The following is a 23,433-nucleotide window of genomic DNA, read 5'->3' on the forward strand; positions in this document are numbered from 1 at the left end:
TTTAGGTTATAAGTCATTGAAAGCCCGGTTGATGGTGCTGGCTATCGGACGGGCCATTTCCTTGCTGTTGTCGGGTTTGGGTGTGCTGGCCAGTTTGACATCTCCCAGTGTCTTTGTGCTGCCTTCCATCCCGAAAATCTTTTGTACGGCTATCAGCGTGTTGGCTTGCACACCCGTTTCACGCATCCGGGTAAGGTCTTGTTGGGTGAGCCGGTACTCTTCTTTCTGTATCTCTTGGATGACATGAAAGTTGTCGGTCTGTGCGGCATCCAACAGACGTGCGGCCTGCCTTTCATGTTCGCCCTGTTCTTCCGGCTTGGTGCCGAACAGCTGGATGACTTCATGGGTTTGCCTTTCATCCAGACCGTGTTCCTTACCGATTCCTTTGATAAACTCTTCACTGGGTTTATATCCTTCCTCTTTGAGCTTCCCGATTTTTTCAAAGTCATGTTTGCCCACCGCTTCCTTAAACTCGGCTTCCATATTGCGCCCCTCTTCGTGTTTTTGCTCTTTTGCAGCCTCTATGTTGGCCGCATGGGCTTCCAGTTTGGGGGGCATGGCCTTGATCAGCTCTTGTGCCTTGCCGGGAGTGATACTCTGTATGTTCTGTATCATGACTCCTTTCCTGTCATCCGTCAGTTGGATGTCGGCAATGAAGTAGCCTTCCGGACTGTGCAGCAGCTTGTTCTCCAGTGCATGGCCGTTGGCGAGCAGGTATTTGTCGGCTTTGGTTAACTTGTAGCCGCCATATTCGCTGGTCTGCCCGATGATGTCGGGAATCTTGATTTCCTGGTTGGTGCGCAGGATGACGGAGTTCAGATCCCGGTCAACTTGCAGCAGGATGTCCTTCTTATTTACGGTGATGGGTACGATGTCACCGGCAAGCAGCTGTTCTTTCTCTTTCTTGCCCAACTTCTTTCCCAGCACCTTGTCCGGGATAATCAACGCCTCTTTGCGGTAGAATACGGAGATTCCGTCATCGTTGAAACGGAGCTTCCCCGGTTTGCCGTGTATCTCCATCAAATCAGACATGACACCCTTTTCCTGCTTGGTGCCTTTCCCGTCGAAGATGTTCCCTTGCTTGTAGGCGTATTCATAGAGCGACTGTCCGGTGTAGCATACCTTCAGGCGATGGTCGATGACGGTAAAGCCGTCCTTGTCATGTCCCTTCAGGTTCTCCCACCGCTTGATGCTGATGCCCTCCTTCTCCAGCTCGGCGACATATTTAGGATCATTGGCACGTTCCTTGTCAAAAAGGGCGGATACACGTTCTTTTGATTGGTCACGAAGGCTTTCATCGTACTTTGCTCCGGCTTTTTCCCTGATTTCGCTTACGCTCATGCTCAGCTCTTCCCCGTCTTTGCGGAACCGGAAATATCCGTCCCGGTATTCGGTCTGATAGCCCAGTGATTCGGCGATGCCGCCGAACTGTCCCACGTTGTCGAACATATAGGTGTCTAATGCTTCTCTCAGTTTCATGGCTGTGGCTTGTATAAGGGTTCTGCGGAAAGGATGTATTCGTTCAACACGGCCAGCTTGATGTGCCGCCCCCCGTTTCGCTCGTAAATCTCGATCTCGAATACCTTATCATCGGGTATCGTGAATTTGTCGAAACCAAGTATCAGCCGGTTCTGGCTCTTGCCCTTGATTTTCGTGTCAAAATCTTTCTGATAGATAGGTTCGATGGTCGTTTCTTGCTGGATGACGTTCTTGCTCTTCTTCTGGTCACGCTGGAAACATTTGACAAACTCGATGTCGTAGTCGATGTATGATTTGTTTTTCAGGTCAAAGATGAAAAACATGAAGCCCTCATGCACATACAGATTGGCCATTGACAACTCAAACTTGTTCTCGATGACCCCCAGGCTGTAGATGTTGCGCTTCTTGGTGCGCAGCTCTTGGATGCATCTTTCCATTTCCTCACTGTTCACATCCACATGGGCGGTATATTTGCGCTGGTCATCGAAATTGTAGGTGAATACGGAGGTGTTGCCCCGTTTGATGGTGATGTGGTAAGTGTTCATGGCCTTATCCACCACAAACAGGTTGGAATATGCCACGGCATCTTTGGCGGTTGATACTTTCAACTGGTTGTTGTAGGTGGCCAGAGTGAAGGACACCTCGTTGCCGGGCGTTCCGTAAGCGATGTCCTCCGGAAAGAAGAACTCGGCCAGATGGAGGTCGCTGACTTCTGCTTGATAGTCATGGTGCTGCCATTTCCTGTTGTCCTCGTAAATGTTCGGGTGTGAATCCGTGCCGCTTTCGGGAAGGTAGCGGATGTGATAGGTGTAAACGCTTCCGTCGATGCAGACTACGGTCAGGTTGGTCTCTTCGGTGAATCCTTCCGCTTGCGCCGAGAGCCTGACGATATGGGGTGCCTCTTCTACCCGGCTGGCCATGACAAGCTCCTGCTCGCCAATGGCGATGTCCGAGACCTGTGCGGGAAAGACCAGGTGCTTCACGCAATCGAAAGTGATGTGTATCTCTTTCTGGCTGATGGCTTGTTGCCGGGGTTTGACGCTTTCCTGAGCGGAGAGCGACAGGCTGCACGCAAGGCAGCAGAACAATAGGCGAATGTATTTCTTCATGTTGTCGATATGTTAAACGGTTCTTGAAAAAAAGGCTGTGAATACGGTGATGCACCATAACAGAAGCAGGGTGATACCGAAAGAAACGGTCAACGGACGTATCTCCTTGAAGGATTTCCCGCTACAGCGCGATACATAGATGCGATAGCCGAAAAAGACCGCAGACAAGGCAAGCAGGTAATTGAGAATGTCTATCATAATTTGTCTATCAATGTTTGAAGGGGATGATTTTTCTTGTTCGTTTTCTCTTGTTCCATTTGCTCATAGAGCTTCTGTAACTCCGCTTGCACGGCTTGCCTGCGCAACTTCGATTCCTGACTCTCTTCCTGGATATACATTTCGTAGTTGGACTTGAGATGTACCTTCACTTGTGAGAGGCTCATGTTCAGGATTTGCTTGGCTACCTGGGTGGTGGCGTTGACTACGCTGGTCACTTCGCTGGCCATCGTGCCGATGGAAGAGAGCGGCATGTCGATGTTCTGTACAAGACCTTGTTCCATACGCTTGGCTGCACTGGCCTTCAGGTTATTGGGCAGGTTCAAACCTTCCATGGCATCATTGTCGAAGACAACCACCGATACGGGATTAAGGTTGTCTCCTACCTTCAGGTTGCTGACCACCACATCTAGGCGGTTGGCTCCCAAAGTGGCGACACCGTAAAACAGCGTGTTGGCCGGTATCTTCATGCCGGATAGGGTTACGTCCTGAAGCAACCGCATCCGTACCGTACTGCCCGTGACTACGGTCTGGTCGCCGTGGATGCAAGCCCTGAAGAGGTTGCTGTTTCCCGGTGCGGAGGTCGGTTGGCGGCGTACACGCTTGCCGTTTTCGGCACGGTAGATCGGGCCTTTTTGCATCAGGCTGTCGGTGGATGGATGGCCGGAAGGGTTGGAGGCGGCTTTCTCCGTTTTTCCCTCTTGGTCATAATTGACAATCCGTTCATACATGCGCTTGCGGTATTTGTCGGATTCTTCCAGCTCTTTACGGATGCGTGAGTTCTTCTTGGCTTCCCGGATAATCTCGTTGAGCGCCTGCTCGTCCTCCAGTCCGTCTAGTTGGCTTTCCAGCTGATGAGAGAAGCGTCCGTTCCGGCCACCTCCGTATTCTGCCATGACTTCGCTGTACGGATCGTTCTGCATACGGCGGATGCGCTCCAGTGTGGCACGGTCATACCGTTCCTGCTGGTTTTGTAGCTCGAAGTAAAAATCAGATCCTTTGACCTGAGACTCTTTCAAGATGCGTGCCTTCTCCTGCTCTTCCAGTTTGTCCTGCTTATAGGCTTCCATCTTGTCGTTCACCTTGTCGGCCATTTCCGACTGTGGCTCCAGAAAGGCTTGCGAGGCGGCCTGTTTGTCACTCCCTGACATCCCGTTCCCGTTCTCACGGATGAAGAATACATAAAGGAAGAGGATGCCCAGGATTACCGGGATGGCCATCAACAGCTTGTTCTTGTCTTTGATAAGTTTATTCGGTTCCATGGTCGGTTGGTTTAGAGGTTTCTGACTGGTTTTCATTCTTGCCCGGAGAAGTTGCCTGCGATGTGTTGGCGCCGTTGTTTTCCACGGGTTCGGAATAGCGGACAATCCAATCTTCTATCTTGGCTCCGTGCACATTTTCCTCGCTGCGGGACAGCATATCATAGATGGTGAACTCCGCTTCGATATTACGTGAGATGCTTCCCCGTGCCCGGTACCCGGTTTGCGTGAAGATTATCTTTCCGGAAACGGGTATCGTTTGGGTGTTAATCTTTACATCCTTGATGCGTACCCCGTAACGGATATTCTTTTGTATGAGTGAGTTCAGCATATTCACATCGTTGTACTCATTCAACAGCTCCTTCCCCTTGTTGCCTATGAGGTTGAGCGCAAGCGAAATGTTCTTCTCGTAGCTGCTCTCGTCAAAGGCATACCAGTGGGTTACGAAGGTCTTTACATGGTTCATGTATTCGTATTGCCGCATATCGCTGGCAGACAGGCTGCTTGCCTCATAGACTTCTCCCTGCCTGTCGATGACGAGAGCCTGGCCGTATGCTTTTTCTATTTTGTTGATAAGGAAGATGATACTGCAGGCAAAAGCGATAGTCAGGATGATGCAGTACCCGGCTGAAAGCCGGATAGTCAGCTTGACCGCATCATCTGCTCCTTTGAATTTCATCAGATTCATAGTTCTATTTTTTATTGTTGTCGTTTATGAAACTTGCCCCGATAGAGGCGGCACCGCCTACGTTGGTCAGCTTGTCGCCTGCCGCTGTGCCTCCCATCAGGGCGATGGTGGCCGCCGTGGTGACAATTGACACGGTTTTCGAAATGATTTTCCCGGCATCGTTGTGTCCTACGATTTTGGAGGATAGCCAGAAACAGCTGCAATAAGCACCGATCAGGGCGAGATCCATTCCTAAATATTGTATCTGCTGCGTAGCTGCGTCCACCATGTCGGCACTTTCCGTATAGATGGCCTTGAAGGTCTGCCACATGATTTGGTTCAGGATATTGATGACGGTGAATACCATACAGGCGGAGCAGAGCGTACCGAACCAGATACTCAACTGTTTCTGAAAGACCGGCAGCATGCTCACGGCAAATACGAACGGGCCGAGAATGACCAGTAGCTTGACAATGACCACGCCGATACCTAAGATGACTACTTGTATGATTCCTACCAGTAGGGCGGAAATGCCATGAAGTACAAGGGTGGCGAGGTTGGCGGGATTGAGCAGCTGCACAATCTTCTCCACGCTGGAGCGTACACCGGTCATTTCGTCCTCTTCCATCTTTTTATCCAGTTCGTACTGCATGGCGCCGGTGTTGTCTTCTCCGGCTGCTACCTCCGACTGGAGGCTGTGTTTGTCGTATTCGGCAATCATCTCTCCTTGTTCGGTGGCTGATTGTGCCATGAACTGGGCAAATTCCTGCGCACGCTCGGAGGTCAGCGAGGTGGCTTCGTTAATTACTTCCATCGTGCCTACGATGGTTTGGGCGATGGGGGTGTACATACTCAGGCAGAAGAACAGTACCAGGCAACGGGTGATTTCCATCATGTCGGGAAATTTGTCCTCATTCGGGCTTAACAGCTGGCTGGCTCCGTGATAGAGATAGTTGTATGCCAGGTTACAGATAAAACATATGACACCAACACCGAAGGCGATGACCGTCATTTGCGAAACGAGTTCCATTGTCAGGCCGTCCGTGATCTGGAGTCCCCAGAGAAAATTGTCTTGATTCATAACGCTTTAATTGGTGTGTCGTGTGAAAGCGGCCAGCCGTCCCTGATAGTAGGTCTTCCGGTTATGCCCTTTCATGGATTTGTAAATGACCGTGGAACGCACGGATTCGTTAAACTCTCGCATTTCTTCAGCTGCCTTCTCTACCGATTCCTTCACTTGCTCGATGAATGACATGCGTCCTTCCGAGTTCATCGAGAAGTAACTGGTCACGGTGGCTACCTTGAACAGCAAATCGGTACTCAGGCTCAGGTTGACGGTTACACGCTGAAAATTAAGAAATTTCAAACAGTGGTAATTTGAACCTACATTCAGGTAAAAACTGTAGTCACTGCTTAGGCAGGCTACATCGTCAAGTAAATCGGCCAGTTCTTTCAGTGACTTGAGTTCCTTCAGCTGGTCGATTTTTTGCAGGCCAAGCCTCAGTTCCTGGGCGTCTATCATTTCATTGATTTGTGCGACCCATTTATTGACATTGGTGATCCATTCCGTTGAATTCAGCAGGGTGTGTCCGGGATCATGCACGACAAACTGGGCATGAACGCTGCCGGTTCCCATCAACCCCATCGAGACGGAAAGTCCGAGTATGAGAATGATTCTTTTCATGACGGTTATTTGTTGATGATGAATAATAGGGTGAATATGACACATACCAGCCAGGCTATCAGATAGCTTTTGGCGTTCTCTTTTTTCATGGCCAGTGCCCATACCACGAAAATGAGCGCAACGCCTAAAAGTGCGGCGGCAATGCTTCCGGCAAGATTGTATGCGCTGCCGTTGAAGTCGGTTGACCAGCTTAGAAGGGCGGTCAGCCCTTGGGTGGCGTCATCCATACTTTTTCCTCCTTTCCTCCAGATAGCGGTTGATGGCCGTATAGGTCGAGCCGCTTTCGTTGAACAACTGCTTCAGCCGTACTACCGTCGCTTGGCGCGAATCGAAGGCTACGGCGGCGAAGTCGGACACCTCGTTGCGGAAGATGAAGGCATCGTTCGACATCTTGATGAAAAACTCTCTCCAGCGTTCCGTGCGTTGCAACGACTCGATCATATAGGCCTCTTCGTCCGTGATGGAAAGCACGGCTTTCACTTCCGGCAGGTTCTGCCGGTGTTCCGAATGGTCGAGGATAATCTTGGTTGCGCAGTTGATGATGATGGAGTCCTTGATACTGGACGGCATGTTTTTCAAAAACAGGATGTTCTGTGCGGCCAGCGTGATGCTTCCCTCCTTTTTACGGAAGGTACGGTACAGGTAGGCGATGAAGTCTCCGAATTTCTCGTCTTGCAGGAAGTCGAGCGCTTCGTCGATGATCAGTTCTTTGGCAAATCCCTGGCGTTTCTTGATTTTATCCACGATCATTTGCAGGGTGATGATGGCAACGAGTGGAAAGTACTCTTTCTTAGAGGCATCTTCCATATCGAAGGCTATCAGCCGGTCATGCACGATATCCACGTTCTCGGTGGCGTTCAGCAGGAATGACAGCTCTCCGTCCGTATAGGGTTCCAGCAAAAGCAACAGCTCCTCTATCTCGAATTTCTGTTTCTCAAACTCGGTCATCCGTTTGCTGAACACTTCCTTCAGATAAGCCCGGTAAGTTATCAGCGTTGGGAAGATACGCTCATGCTTCTCTCCTATTGAAGAGTTGTTCACATAGTCGTAAAATCCGATGACGGATTTCCTGAGAATGGCGTTCTCGGCAGGCAGCATGGGTTCACGTACCTTCCAAATGTAGCTGATAATGGCGACGATGGTCTTTATCTGGTCATCGGCGGACTCGGCATCCGTGGTGTCGATGTATAGGTATTTGCCGTTCTTGTCACGGTCACACAAGAAGGGGTTGAACGCAAATTTCTTCTGCTCGGTAGAGTCGAAGTATTTGCCCCGGTTCAAGGCTATCATCGAGCGGTAAGAGCCGCCGATGTCGATGATCATCACATCCCGGCCCAGTTCATAGCTTTGCAGGATGTAATTGTTCAGCCAGAAAGATTTACCGGAACCGGACGGGCCGATAACGATGCGGTTCTTGTTGTTCAGCGCCGGATAATCCCAGAGGTTTATCTTGGCGGGAGTACCGAAACGGTCATGGTAGATATGTCCTTTCTCGTCCGAAAGGTACATCCCCTCTTTTTGCAGATAACAGATGGCCTGCTTGGTCGTGTTGACGAGGCCCCGGTAATTGGCCCTGGCATTGCCGGGTATGTTGCAGAAGAACAGGTTGCACAGCTCGGCGTTCTCCACATAGCACGAACTTTGGTTCATAAAACTGAAGCCTTGCTGTACCAGTGCGGTTTTCCGCATGAGCGAGGTACGGTCTGTATCGTTCAGCACGACATTGAAGGCGGTATAGGCGGTCTGGTAGTCGAACTGGGTAATCTCATCGCAGAAAGCTGCCTGCTCGCGTTGCTTCTCCGCTGCGGGCGGATAAAAGTTGGTGATGTAGTTCAGCGCGTCTTTCTCCGCACCGATGGCCGTTACGGTGGCATCGGGATCGGTTATCTCTATCACGATGTTTACGATGTGGTTGAACGGCAGACCAAGTCCTACGGGGTACAGCATCGAGCATTTGCTCCGTATGCTGTCCGGTATCTCTATGTTTCCCCCGTATGCCTTCGACTTGCCGGTGTGCGGCACGGCCAGTTCTTGAAGATGCTCGCCTTCATTGGTCAGCGAAAGGATGGAAACGTGCTGTTGCCCTACTTTCATGCTTCCGCTTTCACTGACGGCCATAGGGTTGACGCTCTTCTGCGTGGCATCGTTTTCCGGTGTCTCGTAAGAGAGGTTGACGTAGTCGTAGATGGCGTTGTTCAGTTCCGTATCATCCATCTTGCGTATCTCAAACTGCTGGATGGATGACAAGCCGTTCTCAAAGTTCATCAGAAAGGCTTCCATTTCTGTCAGCCGTTGCTGATATTCCTTATAAGGTTGCTTGAACGGGTAGTGCAGCTTTCGCATCAGCGAGGTGCCCGATGCGCTTTTGCGTATCTTACCGTTTCGGTTGCCGTTCGTGAACGTCACATACAGGTTGGTGTAGCTGTTCAGTATCTCCTTGCCGTTGAAATGACGGTTGTTCTCCGCTATCAGGGCATTGGAAGAGTATTCTGCATGATGGTATCGCCCCGTATAGTAGAAATTCTGCTGATGGATGACCGTGCCTGCCGGAAGCATCTTCAAAAGAGCCTCCAACCGCTCATGGATGTATTGCGCCTCGCTTTCCGACAAGGTGAACACTTCGGGCAGAAGCAGCCGGTAGCCGACGGTGATGTCACCGTTCCCGTTGATGACGGCGTTCTCCGTGATGGTCTGGATAGGCAAGACACTTTCCAGATCCACGGATTTGTCCTTCACCTCTATCTCTGTCTGCCGGATATACAGCAGAGCAATCAGCAGGCACAGCGCACAGATTAGCAGTGATATGAGTATGATGATTCCTATCATGGTTGCTGTTTTAGGATGAATTTGAAAATCTGCCGTTTGTCCGTTATCTGCCGGGGGGTGGCGTTCTTGATCTGGAGGCCGGTCAGGTAGTCCGGGTTACCGGCCTTGTGTTCCTTTTTCAAGGTTTGGAACAGCAGACCGGATAGAAACAGAATGGCGGAAATGATTCCGATGATGAGTATCGGGTGCAGCTGCTTGAATATGCTCACGATGATGATGATGGCCGTCAGCAGCATGAAGATGGCGAACTGTCCCGATGACAGACCGAAGAACTTGATCGGCTTGTTGATTTTACGCATGGTTCTCATGGCTCTTCGTTTTTAGATAATCAGGAAGGCCACCATGATGACTACCACGGCGATGATCCAGCCGAGCAGGTATTCCTTGGCATGGGGATTGTTCGTGGCAAGCGAATAGATGACAAAGACCAGGGCGATGCCGAGTACCGCCGCCAAAATGTATTTGGCTACGTCCAGAATGGTGTCCGTACCCTCTTTGGCTTTGTCTGTCACTTCGGATAGGCTGTTGATCTTCAGGCCGCTTTGTGCCTCCGCCACTTGTGCCGTTCCCAACAGCGTGAAGAATATGAGAAAGGTGAAGATAACCTTTCCGTAGCGGTTAATGACTTGGTTCGCTTTTTCTTTTACATTTTCGATTGCTTTCATTTTGTTCCTATTTTTTAATTAAACATGAATCGTTTTCAGTCTCTCCCATTGCACATCCTTATACTTGATGGATATGGGCTCTTCTTTCGGCTGTTCCGGCAGGGGTTTGCCTGAGTAGTAGTAGGCTCTTCCATGCAGATACATATCGGCTATCTCGGCGGCCAGTTCCTCTTCTTCCAGCTCAGGCTGAAATACCACGCAGATGACCGGATAGGCTCTCTCCTGCCCTTCCTTGCGCACCGCCCCCCTTATCGGCTTCTCTTTCTCCTTTCCGGAAGAAAGGGCTTTCTTCTTTTTCCGGAAGTAAAAGTGAAGCGTGACACAGGCGAGTATGGCAACCAGTATCAAATCCACTACGTTCATAAGAGTTGCCAGATAATGAGCCAAGTGACCAATGCCGTGATATAGGTGATGATGGCCTCTTTGGTGCGCTCGTGGTTGCTTATCAGCTTTTTAAGTACCGCTAGTCCGGCACATAGAAAGCCTACCCCTATCAGCATGGCGCCTATTTCACGGTATAAGGAGATCAGGCCGGATACATTTGTATCGGCTAACAATATGATAATAAGCATGGTGATATGATTTGTCGGTTAGTAGAGCAGTATCTTTATTCCTACGTTCCAGACAGTGTTCCACTTGTCAATGGATAGGGGATTCCAATGTTGTTGTATGCGGGCAAGCAATGCCGTTCGGGGCAGGATGAATATTTCCAGTTCCGTTTCCAGTTTCGGGCCGATGATGAAGTTGTATTCCTTATCGGGGTGGCGGACGTATTCTGTACCGATGAATCCTCCCAGGGCGATGCCCCAGTAAACGGATTTCAGGTTGCTGGCCAGGGTTCTGTAATAACCGCCGTCCACATAAAAGTCCTTACCCTTATCATGTATCGTTTCGGGAATCGTTTCTTCCGGGTTCAAGGTAGAGACTTGCGGTAGGTTGGGTGTGTATTCGTAAGGCTTCTCAAAATAGCTAAGCCCGGCTTTCCAATAGCTTGTCCGGTTGATGTATCTGGAAAAGGACAGGTTGTAATAGTTGCCTGCATTGCCGAACAGGTTAGTGCCGTAGTTCAATTCAAGTGCCGGGATGTTCTCATAATGGCGTTGCGCAAAAGCGCTTACGGTGCATAACAGCAGGCTAAGGCTGATAGCAGTCAGTCTGATGTGTTCCATGGGAATTACTCTTTAGGTTATTAATGTTATATATTTTTCTATTTGTCTCATACGGTGTTTCCAATTTACGCGGATTCCTGTCGCCAGAACCGAATCAAGGTGCTTATCGCGTTGTTTTCGCTCCAAACATATAGATTATATACGGGAGAGCAAATTTTATGAAGGGCTTTTAAAGGGCCTTTCGTGTTTATTTAATGTGCATTAAAAAATACATGTGCCGTAAACCGGCAGGTGTGGAATAATTCTACAGAAAAAAGCCGGATAGGATTAGTTGTGTAAAACTGTCCTGCCCGGCTTATAGGGTTTGGTTTATATGCGCTTTCGGATGTTGCTCAATGCTTGTGGCGTGATGCCGATATAACTTGCTATGTCTTTTAAGGGTATTGAACGTAACAGCCATTTTTCATTGGCCAAAAGCGCTTTGTAACGCGCTTCGGCATCCAGTGTGTAAAACTCCTCTTCCCTTATTATTTTGCGGTTGATGGATCTTACCAAATGTATTCTGGCCAGCTTGTTGAAGTTGATGGATAACTCATATAGCTGATGAAGGTCTTTTTTGGGCAATCTCCAGATCTTGCATGGCTCCAATGCCTTGATATTGTAGTGGGCATGGTGTTCTTCATGTGAAAGGAAAAAATTGATGAACTCTTTGGCTTGGATAAACCGTGCTGAAATCTCTCTATTCTCTTTGTCCGGAAACCATAACCGGACGATGCCGGATTCCAGATAATAGAGGTAGCATACTTCCTCGCCCCTAGTGACGAGGTGTTCTCCCTTCTTGATATGGATAAGTTCGAAATGAGCATCAAGATACGCCTTTTCTTCGTCTGTCATCCGCACGTGAAGATGGGCGTCCATTACCATGAGCGTCTCATCTATCAGGGTGGCAATTGTTTGAACCATTGAATTTGTTTTATGTTTATATAAGGGTACGGAAACGTACCCTCTAACATGGACGTGGCGTTCCAACAACAAAGGCACGCCCCGTACCAGTTTCATACTGGTACAGGCATGCGCCTGTTGTTGTTAATTCCTTAACGATAGATGCCACTCTTTTGTTAGACAGACGGACGTATGTAAAAAGCAGACTGCCAATTTCCTGACAATCCGCTGCAAAGATACTATTTTATGATTTTTGTTCCAACTTTTAGGGATTTAAGTTGACGGCAAGGTCTTCTGGACGAATGCCTACTACCTTTATATAGATATCCCGGTAGATGTTCTCCTTAATCTCCTTGTCCTCTTCAGAATAAAGCCATGCGGTAAATTCATGATAATATTCGCCGGTTCCCAATTTAAAGAAATCCTTATATTGATAATGTCTGCTCACGGGAATGCCTTTCTTGTTTAACAAGAAGGATGATTTGAGCGCATCGTAATATTGCGAGGTCAATATCGCCTTTATCTTTTCATCGAAATATTCCAATGTTTCCTTGTCAAAGAAAAACTGTACGGTGTAGGGCCACTTCTCCCCTTTTCCTTTGATGTACTGGTATTGGAATTTGGTTCTTTCCAGCTTTTTGTTGATACCGTTTAAGATGCTGGTCACCTTCTTCTTCCGGTCATGGTTGTCCTTTACCATTACATCAAATTCCTTGGCAAGTTGGTCAACCGTAACGGTGAAATAAGGTGCTTGTCCTTGGTCAATCTTATACTTGATCAGGTAAATCATTTTCGCCAGGTTCAGATAAAACTTGCGGTAGCCTTTGCGGTTGGGCAGGTTACGGTAGTCTTTCAGTTCCAGCAGATTGTATTCGGTAAGCAAAGTATTCATCAGATCTTTGCTCAGATGCACGTTGTAATTCCGCTTGGTGCGCTTTTTCGTGCTGAAGTCATCCTTTATCTCAAAGCGATCCAGTATTTGAATGAACTTATATTGCGTCTTGCCGTTCATGGCGTATGCTACACTGAGGTTGGATGTCCCTAAACGGTATAACGCCGCTTCAAAGGTGTTCTCTATCGGATGCTCTATCTTTTGCCCGTTCTGTTCGGTGATATATACCGGACGTTGGTTGCTGAACAGGAAATCAAGCTGCTTCTCGGTCAGTTTCCGTTGCAGCTTGGTTCGCTCATACCCCATGACCTCACAAAAATCGTTGATGGAGAACCAGCAGTCACCGAACAGGTCTTTCATTTGTGAAGATGCCACGTAAATGATAATGTCAGACATGACAGTGCCGCCTGCATCAAATAGAGCTTCCAATACTTTCGTGTTGGAAGACTCGCTGAGAGTCCTGGGGACTCTGCTCAACTCTTTTTGCGTATTGCTTTCCTTCATAGGCGGACACTTGTTGTTTACTGATGCAAAGATACGTTTTTTCCACGGAAGATAGTGAATATAACTCCCTACAAATGAAGATGCCAAAGCGTTTTTTTCGTGTTGTTTCTCGATTTAGTTGTGTAAAAATGTCCCGACTACGGCTGTTTCCGATCCCCCAGTTGTGTAAAAGTGTCCCGAATGACCGGTTTAGTTGTGCAGAAGTGTCCCGGATTCCTGATTTAGTTGTGTAAAAGTGTCCTGAATGCAGATTCTAGTTGTGTAAAAGTGTCCCGACTTTCCTGTTCAGTTGTGCAGAAGTGTCCCGAATAGTCGGTTAGTTGTGCAGAAGTGTCCTGGTTGCGAAAAGATGCCATCAAGCGCTAACTTGCAATAATATAGTTGATTATACGGAAAACCTCCCTTATTAGTTGTGTAAAAGTGTCCCACAAATACTTAAGTTCCTAAAAACCTAAATAAAACAAAGAAATGATTTTGCTACTGTATTCTTACTTTCGGAAAAAATTTAGAGGTGGAAACAAGTAGAAGTTTGAATTCTTTAACATATTGTCCGGGATAATAGGCAAAGGGATTTTTCCACAGTTGTGTAAAAGTGTCCCGGTTCAATGCCGACCTTCACTAAAACAGCGTGCAAAAATAACGCCTGCCCGACAAATGCTGTCGAACAGGCGTATATATATTTTTCCGAAAGTAGAATCAGATGCTCATATACTTCTTCAGTATCGCTTGAATCTCCTTGTTATGGCTGGTCAATACGTCTTCAAGAATGTTGTTGGCGATATTGTGCATTCCTAATCCCGTGGCCATAGCAATCTGCTTCAGCTTTCTGTGGGTTTCGCTGGATATCCGGATTACTTCGGTATTCTTTAATTTTCGCTCTTCCAGATATTCCGAGAATTTTTTTCCGCTGACTTTGCTTTCTTCTGTTTTTGGGGAAGACTGCACGGAAGGTTTGGATTCCGGCTTTTCCATTTGTTCCGGCTGAGGTTCTTGGACGGTTTCTGTGACCGGAGCCGATTCTTTCACCTCTTCATGAATGGGCTGTTCAATCGTTGGTTGGGGAATGGTGCTTGCCGCAACACTTCCGATCTGCTGGATTTCCTGCTCTTTCTTACTGGCACTTTGCAGCAAGAGTTTTCTCATGGCGGCTGATGATGTCCTTTCTTTGTTGGTAGCCATAGCTTTATTCTCCTATATGGTTACAGATTAATTCCAATACCTCTTCACAGAACGCATCACAAGGATGATGGTACGCTTTACTCAGCGTGCTTAAATTGCGTTGATAGTCAACCCTTGAATCCTTGATGTAGTTTTGCATCAACTCGAAAGGCAAGGTTTTTTTATTTTTCAAAATTTCTTTGAACTCCAGCACATTCGGAAGAACACGGTTCATAACACCACGCACGGTAGTCTTTTTGCCAATCTTTCGACGACTTTCAATGATTCCCTCATAGATGTTATTGTAAAAGACCAATGTAGGTCTTAGATCGGTCTGGTTCGGTTCGAAGGGAATGATGATCACGTCAACGAAGTGCAGCGTTTCAACTACACCGTTTTGTTTCAGGTTACCCGGAAAATCGACAAGTATAATGTCGTAATTGTCCTGAAGGAAATCCAGTTGGTTGATGAACTCTGAGGAAGAGATATTGATAACCTCATATTCTTCTTCCTTTTTCATGATTCCGTCCTCGGCTTCGTCCTCACGTAATTTTCCGATAGTGTTCTGCATGTCATCGATATCCACAACGGCAATGGATAAGCCACCCTCTTCGTTTGACTGCGAATGAATATAACCTGCAAACAAAGCTGTCAATGTGGACTTTCCTACTCCGCCCTTGGGATTCTCAAAAGCTACGACTACTCCTGGTAATATTTGTCCCATAATGTACGTTTTTAAGTATGTGCGCAAATATATAAATAATAAATTAAATAATCGCATACTTTTATAATTAATTTATTATGTACTTATTTTCTTTGTTATATAAGTAAGTTGTTATATATATACTTTTATTCATAATTACATTCGTATTTAATTATAAAATTAAGTATGTATGTTCATGCTTTGTAATAATATAATTAGTAATTATGTATTTTGTAACTACTGGTTTGTTGTTTGTGTGTTACAATGTGCGTGGTTATTTTGTAACAAAGTACGCAGTTAATCTGGATTAAGAAATCAAGACTTTTACCCGGTTTTGTTTCACAGTTGAGTATTATTGCATATCTTTGCTAATGCAAGGTATGTTTTTGTGGGTACAAAAAACCTTGCGACAGCCGAGCTGCCGACCAATGTTCGTTACACTCACATACTCTGTATATATGAAAGAAAATCGAGATATAAGTATAAAGATCCGCTTGACGGAAGCCGAGAAAGAACAGCTTCTTCAACGTTCAAAGGAAGAGGGAAAATCCCTTTCTTCCTTTATCAGAGAGTCTGCCTTGAAAGGCAGAAGCATATCGAAAACCGATGTGCAAATGATATATGAACTTCGTAAAATAGGAGCCAATATCAACCAGCTTGCCAAACATATCAATACGCTTCCGTCCGATGAAAATATATTGTATTCATTGGATCGGATTAACCAATACCTTTCGGATGTAGAAACCATTAACCGGAAATTGTTATGATAGCCGAGATACAGCCTTCTTTCTCATCCCACCTGTCCATGAGCCGGAAAATCGAATACCAGCTTTCCAAGGTCAAGGAAGGAAACGGAAAAGTGCTTTGCACCTCCACCGGTGACGAACTGGCCGCCATGCCAGCCTACATGAAACTTATCTCCCAGTTGAATGACCGGGTGAAACTACCTTATGCGGAATTTATTCTGAGCCTCTATCCGGGAGAAAGCCTTTCCGATGAACAGTGGCTTTCTCTTGCCGGGGAATATATCGAGAGGATGGGGTACGGAAAGTCCTGTTATGCCGTTGTCCTGAATACTGACAAGGCACACAGCCATGTGCATGTGCTGCTGACCACGATTGATGAAGAAGGCAAAAGCATTCCTTCCGGGAATAATTACAGCCGTTCCGAAAAGATCTCAAGGGAACTGGAGCAGAAGTATGGGTTATTGCCTTTAGAAAAGGAAGGTGTCAAGAGAACCACATTGGGAGAGTCGCAATACCGTAACTATTATTTTGATGCGGCCTTGAAAAAAGCCATGCGTAGTTATAATTATAAGGATAAGGTATCGGCTGTCCTGGAACAATCCGATACATACTGGTCTTTGGATAAACCCTTGCAAGAAATAAAACTGGCCAATGAAGAATGGCGTGTCCTGTTGGGTGATGAAAGCTATGACAACCTTTTCGCATTGCTGGAAAAAGGAGGCTTTTTCAAACCCTTGTTCAAGGACGAACTGTTACAGCTGCTTGACCGTATTTATTCTTTTTCTGAAAGTACATCCGATTTCCGAAGAAACCTGGAACAAGAAGGGGGATATATGCGCCTTGTCACCAAGAATGACAAATCCTATTATGTCTATGGCATTAAGGATTCTGGATTTTATCTGAAGGACGTTTCGCTTCCTCAGAAATATCGCTTCGGTAATATCCGTTTTGATGGCCATGGCATGAGTGCCGATGAACAGAAGCATTATCTCTATGACCACGTGTTTAAGGCTTTGAACTCTTCTTCCGGATATGAGGATTTCAAGAAGAACTTGGCGGAAGAATCGATTCGGGTGACGGAGCATGTAAACGGCAAAGGCGCATATGGGATTTCTTTCTATATGGAAAACGTGGAAGATCCTCATATCTTCAAGGGTGCGGAACTTTCTCGCCAGCTTACTTATCGGAATATCCAGAGGCATTTCGATGGTGTGGCTATCGGTTTCTCACCGCATATTGATAGGGTAGGGGAGTTCCGTGAGCGGGTGGATCGTGAGGCTTTCTATATGCAGGGTGGGGGAGTTATGGCCATTCCGGAGCTTGACATTACCGGCAGCGGGAAGAAGTCGCAAGAGGATGATCTCATACCGTCCAAAAAGAAACGGAAACGCAAGAGTGGTCCCGATTTCTCATTATGATGAATACTAACTTAATACATTTGCTTTATGAATTATCAGACCGTTTTACAAAATTATCATCCCACTGAACAGGGGGATTTCATGTTGAGATATGAGATAGGTGGCCGGGGATATGTCGTTTACTCACCGGAGAAAGATGCGTTGTCTTGTATCGAATTACATGGCTTTTCCGAGCTTACTCCTTGGCAATTGGCTTTTGTCCTTTCATTGGATATGCAGCAGATGAAAGAACAGGATGAGTTTTCTCTTTCCGTATGTTGCAAGCGGGAAAAGCTCTTGTCATATCTCTTTGATGTAGAGGAAAGCGAAACAACTTTGAAGACAAAACATGTGTCCGGGTGGCAAGGCTATCTGATGATGGATATACACAAACCTGATAAGGTACGGAACGTGTTCCAGTTTCATCCGGAAACGAAAGAAGCCCGTTTGGTCTTTGACAATCGGTTATGTGTCGCTTCCCTTCGTGAGAAAGAAAAAGGAAAGCTCATCCATCTCTGTTGGAGTCCTTCTCTCTTTGCTGCCATCGATAAGGGAGGAGAGCGTACCGCACCGGCTTATCTGTTGGCTTCTGATGCTGCCTTGTTGCATGGGTATGCCATGAAGCAGATTGCGGAATGCTTTGCCGGTACACCGGTTGAAGAACAGGTTATCGGCATTCATGTGGGGGATAATGTCTATGAAGCCTTGTCTTTCGTGTGTTATTATGCCCGTAACACACAGAATGAATACATGGTTATCCCGGAGAGAAAAGATGGGATGGTAATTCTTGAAACTCCGAAATGGAATCCGATACGCCAGGCCAACTTCGTGGCTTCACTGAACAAGATGGCGGTTGACCAGGCGAAGAAACGCTATCCGGAAATGGAGGTTCCAAATGAACGGCCATTCACATGTCTCTCTTTTTCCCGGAAGTCTTTCGTCTATTTCCCGGATCTGAAGGTGTATCAGGAGGTGTTCTTGAAGATGTATTTGGGATTGGTGAGGTTACAGGAGGTGCATTTGCTGGGGTAAGGAACAATTGCAGTGCTGCTTATAATATAGTGGCACTACTATTGTTAGAGTACTTCTATCGTTCCTTTGGTTACGGCATCGGCCAGTAGTCTTTTTACAATCCTGCCACTGGGAGGATTGGTTATCCCAAGCGTTATCTCAACCCTGTTTGATAGAGGATGATAGTGCAGGTATTGGAGGATTTCATCTTCAATAGTCATGTTCTAATTCTTTTATCGGGACAATTTTGCCTGATATTTATGCTTTTGTTTATTGTTCTGTCCCGATAGAGATTATTTTGGATGGACAAAGAAACGCTATCCGGAAATGGAGGTTCCGAATGAACGGCCATTCACGTGCCTTTCTTTTGCCGGAAGTCTATCGTCTATTTCCCGAGTCTGAAGGTGTATCTGGAGGTGTTTTTGAAGATGTATTGGGAATTGGTGAGGTTACAAGAGGCGCATTTGTTGGAATAAGGAAAAGGGTGCATCTAATGCCCAATTTGAAAGGATCACCTGCTACAGATAACTGTAACAGGGATATTATCCTTAAAAAGTGAGTTAGATACACCCTTTTAAAGTGCTTCTGTTATTTCTTTGTTTACGGTGTTGGGGAATAATCTTTTTATTACTCAGTTATAGGGAAAATAGGTCTGATATTTATGTTTGGATTATATACTTTGAGGATAAGTGAAGAAAGATATCTGAAGGTGGATTCTTTTATTTAGAGTTCCTTTTAGAATAAGATTTCGCCAAACAGAAATATATTTAGAATTGTTTCTCATAAATCTCAATGCTGCAACATTGAAGGCCAATCTGTAAGCTTGATATCTTATACATTTATTCTTATTTCCAACTTTTCATATAGCACAACCGCCTTTATCAGAGGCAGATTCTCCTTGTAGAACCACGGGAAATCAATACATCTGAAATCGATATGGCTCTCCTCTAGTAAATTGAAAAAACGGATATCGTTTATCATGTCTTTTATGGAAACGAATAGAAGTGGTATTTTCTTTCTTTTGCAAAAGAATAATGCCTTTTGCAGTTCTGCGTATGCGATGGTTTGTTCATCTTTGTAGGTTGAGTCATTTTTCTTGTCAAAAAAAGATAACTGGACTTTTAATGAATCATGCCGTTGGAGGTATTCTGCTAGCAGTTTCTGTGTTTCGGGAGAGTTGTTATCGCCATATAGTATTATATCATTGTATTGTTTCATATCAGGTATTTGTTCCGGTTGCACACTTCTTTTTTCCAAAGGTAACCTTGCATATTCTTTTATTAGATGTTGTTTCGTGACCTTCCGGGGATTCTCTACTGAGTAGAATGCATATTTGAATATAAATTGAATCCCTTTCTTCTGTACACATTCCTGTTCTGAGAAAAAAGAATTCAGACGTATTTTGGCCTCTTGAAGGAACTGTTTGGGGATATCTTCCTGATAGGTATTGGTTGTGTATTCAAGGACGGTCTTTTTCATGAAAAAAATCAATGGACAGATTCATTACCAGTATCTATGATAAGTTTTTCCAACCCGTCAATTTTTGCGTAATGCTGTTTCTACTATTTAGAATCCGGAAACGAAGCTCCTTTCGCGAGATTTATAGTCCGGTATATATACTTGCTTACCATATGAATAAGTGGTTTTTGAACATTCCACCGGCAAATTCATTCCGAATGCCTTCCACATTGAGTACAATCTTGGTCTTGTCCATAATAATCAATGCTATAGATTATCATTTCTTTTTCAATATGGATATTAGGTTATCTAATTGAGGTTCGATAACTGTCTTGTAAACCAACTTCATTCTTTTATCAGAGGCTTTAATAAATGATTCCATTTTTCGTCTTATGTCCTCATTTGTTATTCCCGTCAGATTTTTCAGATACCATAGAATGGCAAGCAGGTAATATACATTCTCCAGGTCCACGGAAAAATCGCAGCCCATACCACCAGGTACGTCCACAATTTCCGTGTTCAGTGATTTCTTTTTTTCGATGATTTCTTCAAGAGCCTTTATCTCCAATGGATTGAGTTGAGACCATTCTTCCGGCCAAATATCACTTGCTACAGTTTCTATTGAATCCCAATCTTTTCGTAAATTAAATTCTTTATTATCCATATTTTCGTTACATTAATTTTAGATAAAACATAAATCAATATAAAAGCGATTAGAGCCATAATCAGCATATACCATGATACATTCATCTCTTTTACGAAAGAGTAGCAAGCATATCCCGCTAACGCGAACAAGCTATAGTGGATGATTGACAACCATACGTTCATTGGTGAACTCTGTTGTATCAAGGCATTTTCAGATACGCTTCTTTGTAAATGTTCGATTTGTAATTCTTCTATTGCGTATGCCAACCCGTATCTTTTATCCTTAATGTTTTTACGTAATGTTTCAGTTCGTACTTTCAAAAGATATTTCGCCGATTCGGACATAGACTTCGCTCCGTATAGCGTATTCACCACTTCTAGCGCATGATTATTGGCAATAATTTCATTATATGCTATAGGCCAGAACTGTAGTAATGCCAATACGGAAGCGAGTAGAATCGCGGAAATTTTCATCCAGGCAGGAATGTCCGATACCAAAACAAATAGAGGCAGAATAATAGCCGAACAATAAAATTGCCTCTTGAATGCCAGCATCAAATCATGGGATACACAATGTGCAAATTCATGTGCCAACAAGATTCTGTCTTTCATGGATTGCGGATAAAATGTCTTGGGAACGAATATGAAAGAAGATGCATTATAAAACGCAAAACTTTTGAATTGTCCGAACAATTTGTTTGCCCGGATAACAATTGTTCGCTTATCTCCTTGCCTGTTGCCCCACTGGAATAATTGGTATTTTCGCATTTCTGTGTCGATTTCTTTAATAATGTCATCTTCAATTATTTCCAAATCGATACCCTGTTCTTTGAACTCTTCTACCGCCTTATTCAAATCCAATAGTTGGTTTTTGAATACAGATTGAATGGAAAATTGAAAAATTCCCCAATCTACTATTATGGCAAGAGGCAATAGATAAAGTGCCGTATAATTGAAAAAACATGTAATAAGGCATAACACGGAACAACGGCATATCACCAATATGGTATTTAGTAAATCTAATATTCTAAATATGAAAAGATAGAGTACCATATTACATAGAAAATTTGTCCAATTAAAATATTTTGAAATTTATAAGTTCCAAAAAGCAAAGGTAATTATATACGACTTTACACTATCTCTAAAATAATAAAAGGACACATGATTATGTATCCTTTTATTATCTTGTATAATTCAGCTATGATTACATGTTTAACACCTTTCTTGATCGTAACCGTATCGCCTCTGCTAACAACCGACCTGATATCATCGAGTACCAGTACTCCTTCGCCGTCGATAAACGTCCAGACTTCATTGCGATGGCGGTGTAACTGATAGCTGATACTCTTATCGGATTTGATTTTCAGTTGCTTGGTAATGGATTTGTAACCGTTGGAAAACTCGGCGGTATTGACTACTTTGTATTCACCCCAACGACGTTCCTCGAATATCGGCCGATATTGCAGAAGGTCGGCGTAGGTCTGTCCCATCCTCGTCATCCCAGGGCCGGTAGACCTCACCGAGCAGCCCGGCGATATCCTCCCTGTGCTCCTCCATATGAAGCCCAGCAGCCGGATGATGAAACCCGAGATGCTGCCGCAACCGGAGGCCCTGACCAGCATGGCGATACGGCGGTGCAGCCTCCCGTCAATGTACACGGTCTTCCACTCCGCGGACTTGGGAGCGGGAACCTCCTCTTGTATTCTTCCGGGGATGTCATTTCTGCCGCTCGGGACCGCCTTTCACGGTCCGGCGTATCCACTGGAGGTTCCGGAGATGTGGAGACGGGATCTGACAGGAAGTTCCCCATAAGCCCGACCCTCCCGAGAATTATATCGGAAAGCCGGTCCTTTTCCTTTTTTGAATCCATTTTCTTAAAATCTTAAATTATTAAATTACACAACCGGTATTGTTTCGGAATACAAAATAAAGGAAGAAGAGGACAGGACGGAACCGCCTGTCACTTATAGTCATGGAAAGTCTGTTATTGTCATGGGGTGTGTAAAAGGGGAAGGTGGGGAGGCTCTCCATTTACAGAAGTGTAGAAGTAACAATCCGTCAATGGAAACAACGAAGGAAGGACACGAGGTATGTACGGCTCACCGCCCGTTCTCCACTTGCAGAAGTGTAGAAGTAACAATCCGTCAATGGAGATAACGAAGGAAGGACACGAGGCATATACGGCTCACCGTCCGTTCTCCATTTGCAGAAGTGTAGAAGTAACAATCCGTCAATGGAGATAACGAAGGAAAGACACGAGGCATATACGGCTCACCGCCCGTTCTCCATTTGCAGAAGTGTAGAAGTAGCAATCCATTAATGGAGAATTGGGTATGGAAAGGGCTGATTTCCCGTATATGTGCCTCTTTATTCCCGAATTATGGGCGTAAGCCGCATGGTTATGGAGAGATATCCACCCTTTTATGGGGAGAAAGGCCGACAAATCCCCGATGGAAATGCCCCGCAAATCACAAGAGAACAGCCATATAATGGGCTGATACACAATAATTATTGGAGAAACGTGGTCCGCCCCTGCGGACAGCAAGTTGTCTTTTCGTTAAACGAAAACCAAGCGGTTTAACGGCAACCTGCCGCCAAACCGTCCCTACCCCCTGATGCTCCGGAGTCGTGGGGGATAAGCTACCGGCATGTTCCATGTCCCTTTGGCATGGGATCCTGCGGATGAATCCGGGCACAGAAAGGCGATTTTCGCATAATTTTTCACAAGGTAGTTCCAAAAAAAACTGGTAGCAAGACTTTGCTGGAAGGACTAAACAAGAAGGTGAAAGGAGTGATGTACACCCGCAATGCCCTTGTCCTTTTTCGACTGGGATGCATAAAGGAAGCGAAATATTTTATAAGTGGTTTCTTTCCACCAACCAGAAGGGTTGGTGGAAGCAGATTACCATTCAGTAGATACCAGTTCTGAAAGATGTAAACAACTTGTTTCTTAGATAGCCTTA

26 protein-coding genes and 1 pseudogene are annotated in these 23,433 nt (G+C 45.5%); 3 read left to right on the forward strand and 24 right to left on the reverse strand.

Annotation, left to right across the window (positions count from 1 at the left end; genetic code table 11):
* Positions 1 to 6: 6 nt before the first annotated feature.
* From ACESPU_RS20975 to ACESPU_RS21060, 18 genes are all read right to left on the reverse strand, one after another.
* The gene (locus ACESPU_RS20975) at positions 7 to 1,479 is read right to left on the reverse strand and encodes a DUF3945 domain-containing protein (protein WP_009276839.1); all 1,473 of its coding nucleotides are present in this window, start codon (positions 1,477 to 1,479) and stop codon (positions 7 to 9) included.
* Entirely contained in the window at positions 1,476 to 2,588 is a 1,113-nt protein-coding gene (locus ACESPU_RS20980) for a DUF4138 domain-containing protein (RefSeq protein WP_009276840.1), read from the reverse strand. Before ACESPU_RS20980 ends, ACESPU_RS20975 begins: the two co-directional genes overlap by 4 nt.
* Positions 2,589 to 2,600: 12 nt before the next feature.
* The gene (locus ACESPU_RS20985) at positions 2,601 to 2,786 is read right to left on the reverse strand and encodes a hypothetical protein (protein WP_009276841.1); all 186 of its coding nucleotides are present in this window, start codon (positions 2,784 to 2,786) and stop codon (positions 2,601 to 2,603) included.
* Positions 2,783 to 4,066 (reverse strand): conjugative transposon protein TraM, encoded by a 1,284-nt coding sequence (gene traM / locus ACESPU_RS20990; protein ID WP_009276842.1) that lies wholly within the window; start codon positions 4,064 to 4,066, stop codon positions 2,783 to 2,785. Before traM ends, ACESPU_RS20985 begins: the two co-directional genes overlap by 4 nt.
* The gene (locus ACESPU_RS20995) at positions 4,053 to 4,751 is read right to left on the reverse strand and encodes a hypothetical protein (RefSeq protein ID WP_009276843.1); all 699 of its coding nucleotides are present in this window, start codon (positions 4,749 to 4,751) and stop codon (positions 4,053 to 4,055) included. The genes traM and ACESPU_RS20995 overlap by 14 nt, the downstream gene beginning before the upstream one ends.
* Positions 4,752 to 4,755: 4 nt before the next feature.
* Positions 4,756 to 5,811 carry a hypothetical protein gene (locus tag ACESPU_RS21000; protein ID WP_009276844.1) on the reverse strand — a complete coding sequence of 352 codons (1,056 nt, stop codon included), beginning with the start codon at positions 5,809 to 5,811 and terminating at the stop codon, positions 4,756 to 4,758.
* 6 nt (positions 5,812 to 5,817) lie between these two features.
* On the reverse strand, positions 5,818 to 6,414 hold the full coding sequence (locus ACESPU_RS21005; RefSeq protein ID WP_009276845.1) for a hypothetical protein: 597 nt from the start codon (positions 6,412 to 6,414) through the stop codon (positions 5,818 to 5,820).
* A gap of 5 nt (positions 6,415 to 6,419) precedes the next feature.
* Positions 6,420 to 6,641, reverse strand: a complete 222-nt coding sequence (locus ACESPU_RS21010) for a hypothetical protein (RefSeq protein ID WP_009276846.1) — start codon at positions 6,639 to 6,641, stop codon at positions 6,420 to 6,422.
* Positions 6,634 to 9,240 (reverse strand): TraG family conjugative transposon ATPase, encoded by a 2,607-nt coding sequence (locus ACESPU_RS21015; protein WP_009276847.1) that lies wholly within the window; start codon positions 9,238 to 9,240, stop codon positions 6,634 to 6,636. Before ACESPU_RS21015 ends, ACESPU_RS21010 begins: the two co-directional genes overlap by 8 nt.
* The gene (locus ACESPU_RS21020) at positions 9,237 to 9,548 is read right to left on the reverse strand and encodes a hypothetical protein (RefSeq protein ID WP_009276848.1); all 312 of its coding nucleotides are present in this window, start codon (positions 9,546 to 9,548) and stop codon (positions 9,237 to 9,239) included. Before ACESPU_RS21020 ends, ACESPU_RS21015 begins: the two co-directional genes overlap by 4 nt.
* Positions 9,549 to 9,560: 12 nt before the next feature.
* Positions 9,561 to 9,905 (reverse strand): hypothetical protein, encoded by a 345-nt coding sequence (locus tag ACESPU_RS21025; protein WP_009276849.1) that lies wholly within the window; start codon positions 9,903 to 9,905, stop codon positions 9,561 to 9,563.
* An 18-nt stretch (positions 9,906 to 9,923) separates the two neighbouring features.
* Positions 9,924 to 10,268 carry a hypothetical protein gene (locus ACESPU_RS21030; RefSeq protein ID WP_009276850.1) on the reverse strand — a complete coding sequence of 115 codons (345 nt, stop codon included), beginning with the start codon at positions 10,266 to 10,268 and terminating at the stop codon, positions 9,924 to 9,926.
* The gene (locus ACESPU_RS21035; protein ID WP_005868879.1) at positions 10,265 to 10,477 is read right to left on the reverse strand and encodes a hypothetical protein; all 213 of its coding nucleotides are present in this window, start codon (positions 10,475 to 10,477) and stop codon (positions 10,265 to 10,267) included. The genes ACESPU_RS21030 and ACESPU_RS21035 overlap by 4 nt, the downstream gene beginning before the upstream one ends.
* A gap of 18 nt (positions 10,478 to 10,495) precedes the next feature.
* Positions 10,496 to 11,074 carry a conjugal transfer protein TraO gene (locus tag ACESPU_RS21040; protein WP_009276851.1) on the reverse strand — a complete coding sequence of 193 codons (579 nt, stop codon included), beginning with the start codon at positions 11,072 to 11,074 and terminating at the stop codon, positions 10,496 to 10,498.
* A gap of 309 nt (positions 11,075 to 11,383) precedes the next feature.
* Positions 11,384 to 11,977, reverse strand: coding sequence for a Crp/Fnr family transcriptional regulator (locus ACESPU_RS21045; protein WP_009276852.1), 594 nt, complete (start codon positions 11,975 to 11,977; stop codon positions 11,384 to 11,386).
* Positions 11,978 to 12,221: 244 nt separating this feature from the next.
* Positions 12,222 to 13,352: a hypothetical protein gene (locus ACESPU_RS21050; protein ID WP_009276853.1), complete on the reverse strand. Its 1,131-nt coding sequence runs from the start codon at positions 13,350 to 13,352 to the stop codon at positions 12,222 to 12,224.
* A gap of 696 nt (positions 13,353 to 14,048) precedes the next feature.
* Positions 14,049 to 14,531: a DUF3408 domain-containing protein gene (locus tag ACESPU_RS21055; protein ID WP_009276859.1), complete on the reverse strand. Its 483-nt coding sequence runs from the start codon at positions 14,529 to 14,531 to the stop codon at positions 14,049 to 14,051.
* A gap of 4 nt (positions 14,532 to 14,535) precedes the next feature.
* On the reverse strand, positions 14,536 to 15,234 hold the full coding sequence (locus ACESPU_RS21060) for a ParA family protein (protein ID WP_009276860.1): 699 nt from the start codon (positions 15,232 to 15,234) through the stop codon (positions 14,536 to 14,538).
* 407 nt (positions 15,235 to 15,641) lie between these two features.
* Here ACESPU_RS21060 and mobC point away from each other — a divergent pair, with 407 nt between their 5' ends.
* The 3 genes from mobC to ACESPU_RS21075 are packed head-to-tail and all read left to right on the forward strand — an operon-like array spanning position 15,642 to position 18,388.
* Positions 15,642 to 15,980 (forward strand): plasmid mobilization relaxosome protein MobC, encoded by a 339-nt coding sequence (mobC, locus tag ACESPU_RS21065; RefSeq protein ID WP_008770294.1) that lies wholly within the window; start codon positions 15,642 to 15,644, stop codon positions 15,978 to 15,980.
* Positions 15,977 to 17,377: a relaxase/mobilization nuclease domain-containing protein gene (locus ACESPU_RS21070; RefSeq protein ID WP_009276906.1), complete on the forward strand. Its 1,401-nt coding sequence runs from the start codon at positions 15,977 to 15,979 to the stop codon at positions 17,375 to 17,377. Before mobC ends, ACESPU_RS21070 begins: the two co-directional genes overlap by 4 nt.
* Positions 17,378 to 17,404: 27 nt before the next feature.
* Positions 17,405 to 18,388 (forward strand): hypothetical protein, encoded by a 984-nt coding sequence (locus ACESPU_RS21075; RefSeq protein WP_008781160.1) that lies wholly within the window; start codon positions 17,405 to 17,407, stop codon positions 18,386 to 18,388.
* A 44-nt stretch (positions 18,389 to 18,432) separates the two neighbouring features.
* Here ACESPU_RS21075 and ACESPU_RS21080 read toward each other — a convergent pair whose 3' ends face one another.
* From ACESPU_RS21080 to ACESPU_RS21105, 6 genes and pseudogenes are all read right to left on the reverse strand, one after another.
* Entirely contained in the window at positions 18,433 to 18,588 is a 156-nt protein-coding gene (locus ACESPU_RS21080) for a hypothetical protein (protein ID WP_009276905.1), read from the reverse strand.
* Positions 18,589 to 19,198: 610 nt separating this feature from the next.
* The gene (locus ACESPU_RS21085) at positions 19,199 to 19,585 is read right to left on the reverse strand and encodes a hypothetical protein (RefSeq protein ID WP_228002732.1); all 387 of its coding nucleotides are present in this window, start codon (positions 19,583 to 19,585) and stop codon (positions 19,199 to 19,201) included.
* 517 nt (positions 19,586 to 20,102) lie between these two features.
* On the reverse strand, positions 20,103 to 20,489 hold the full coding sequence (locus ACESPU_RS21090) for a hypothetical protein (RefSeq protein ID WP_007844574.1): 387 nt from the start codon (positions 20,487 to 20,489) through the stop codon (positions 20,103 to 20,105).
* Positions 20,444 to 21,325 (reverse strand): hypothetical protein, encoded by an 882-nt coding sequence (locus ACESPU_RS21095; RefSeq protein WP_225982696.1) that lies wholly within the window; start codon positions 21,323 to 21,325, stop codon positions 20,444 to 20,446. Before ACESPU_RS21095 ends, ACESPU_RS21090 begins: the two co-directional genes overlap by 46 nt.
* Before the next feature lie 275 nt (positions 21,326 to 21,600).
* Positions 21,601 to 21,969 carry a cupin domain-containing protein gene (locus tag ACESPU_RS21100; RefSeq protein WP_029257273.1) on the reverse strand — a complete coding sequence of 123 codons (369 nt, stop codon included), beginning with the start codon at positions 21,967 to 21,969 and terminating at the stop codon, positions 21,601 to 21,603.
* A pseudogene (locus ACESPU_RS21105) lies at positions 21,896 to 22,340 on the reverse strand (DUF3408 domain-containing protein). Before ACESPU_RS21105 ends, ACESPU_RS21100 begins: the two are co-directional and overlap by 74 nt.
* Positions 22,341 to 23,433: the final 1,093 nt, after the last annotated feature.

It is taken from the genome of Parabacteroides sp. 20_3 (assembly GCF_964238835.1).
GTDB lineage: Bacteria > Bacteroidota > Bacteroidia > Bacteroidales > Tannerellaceae > Parabacteroides > Parabacteroides distasonis.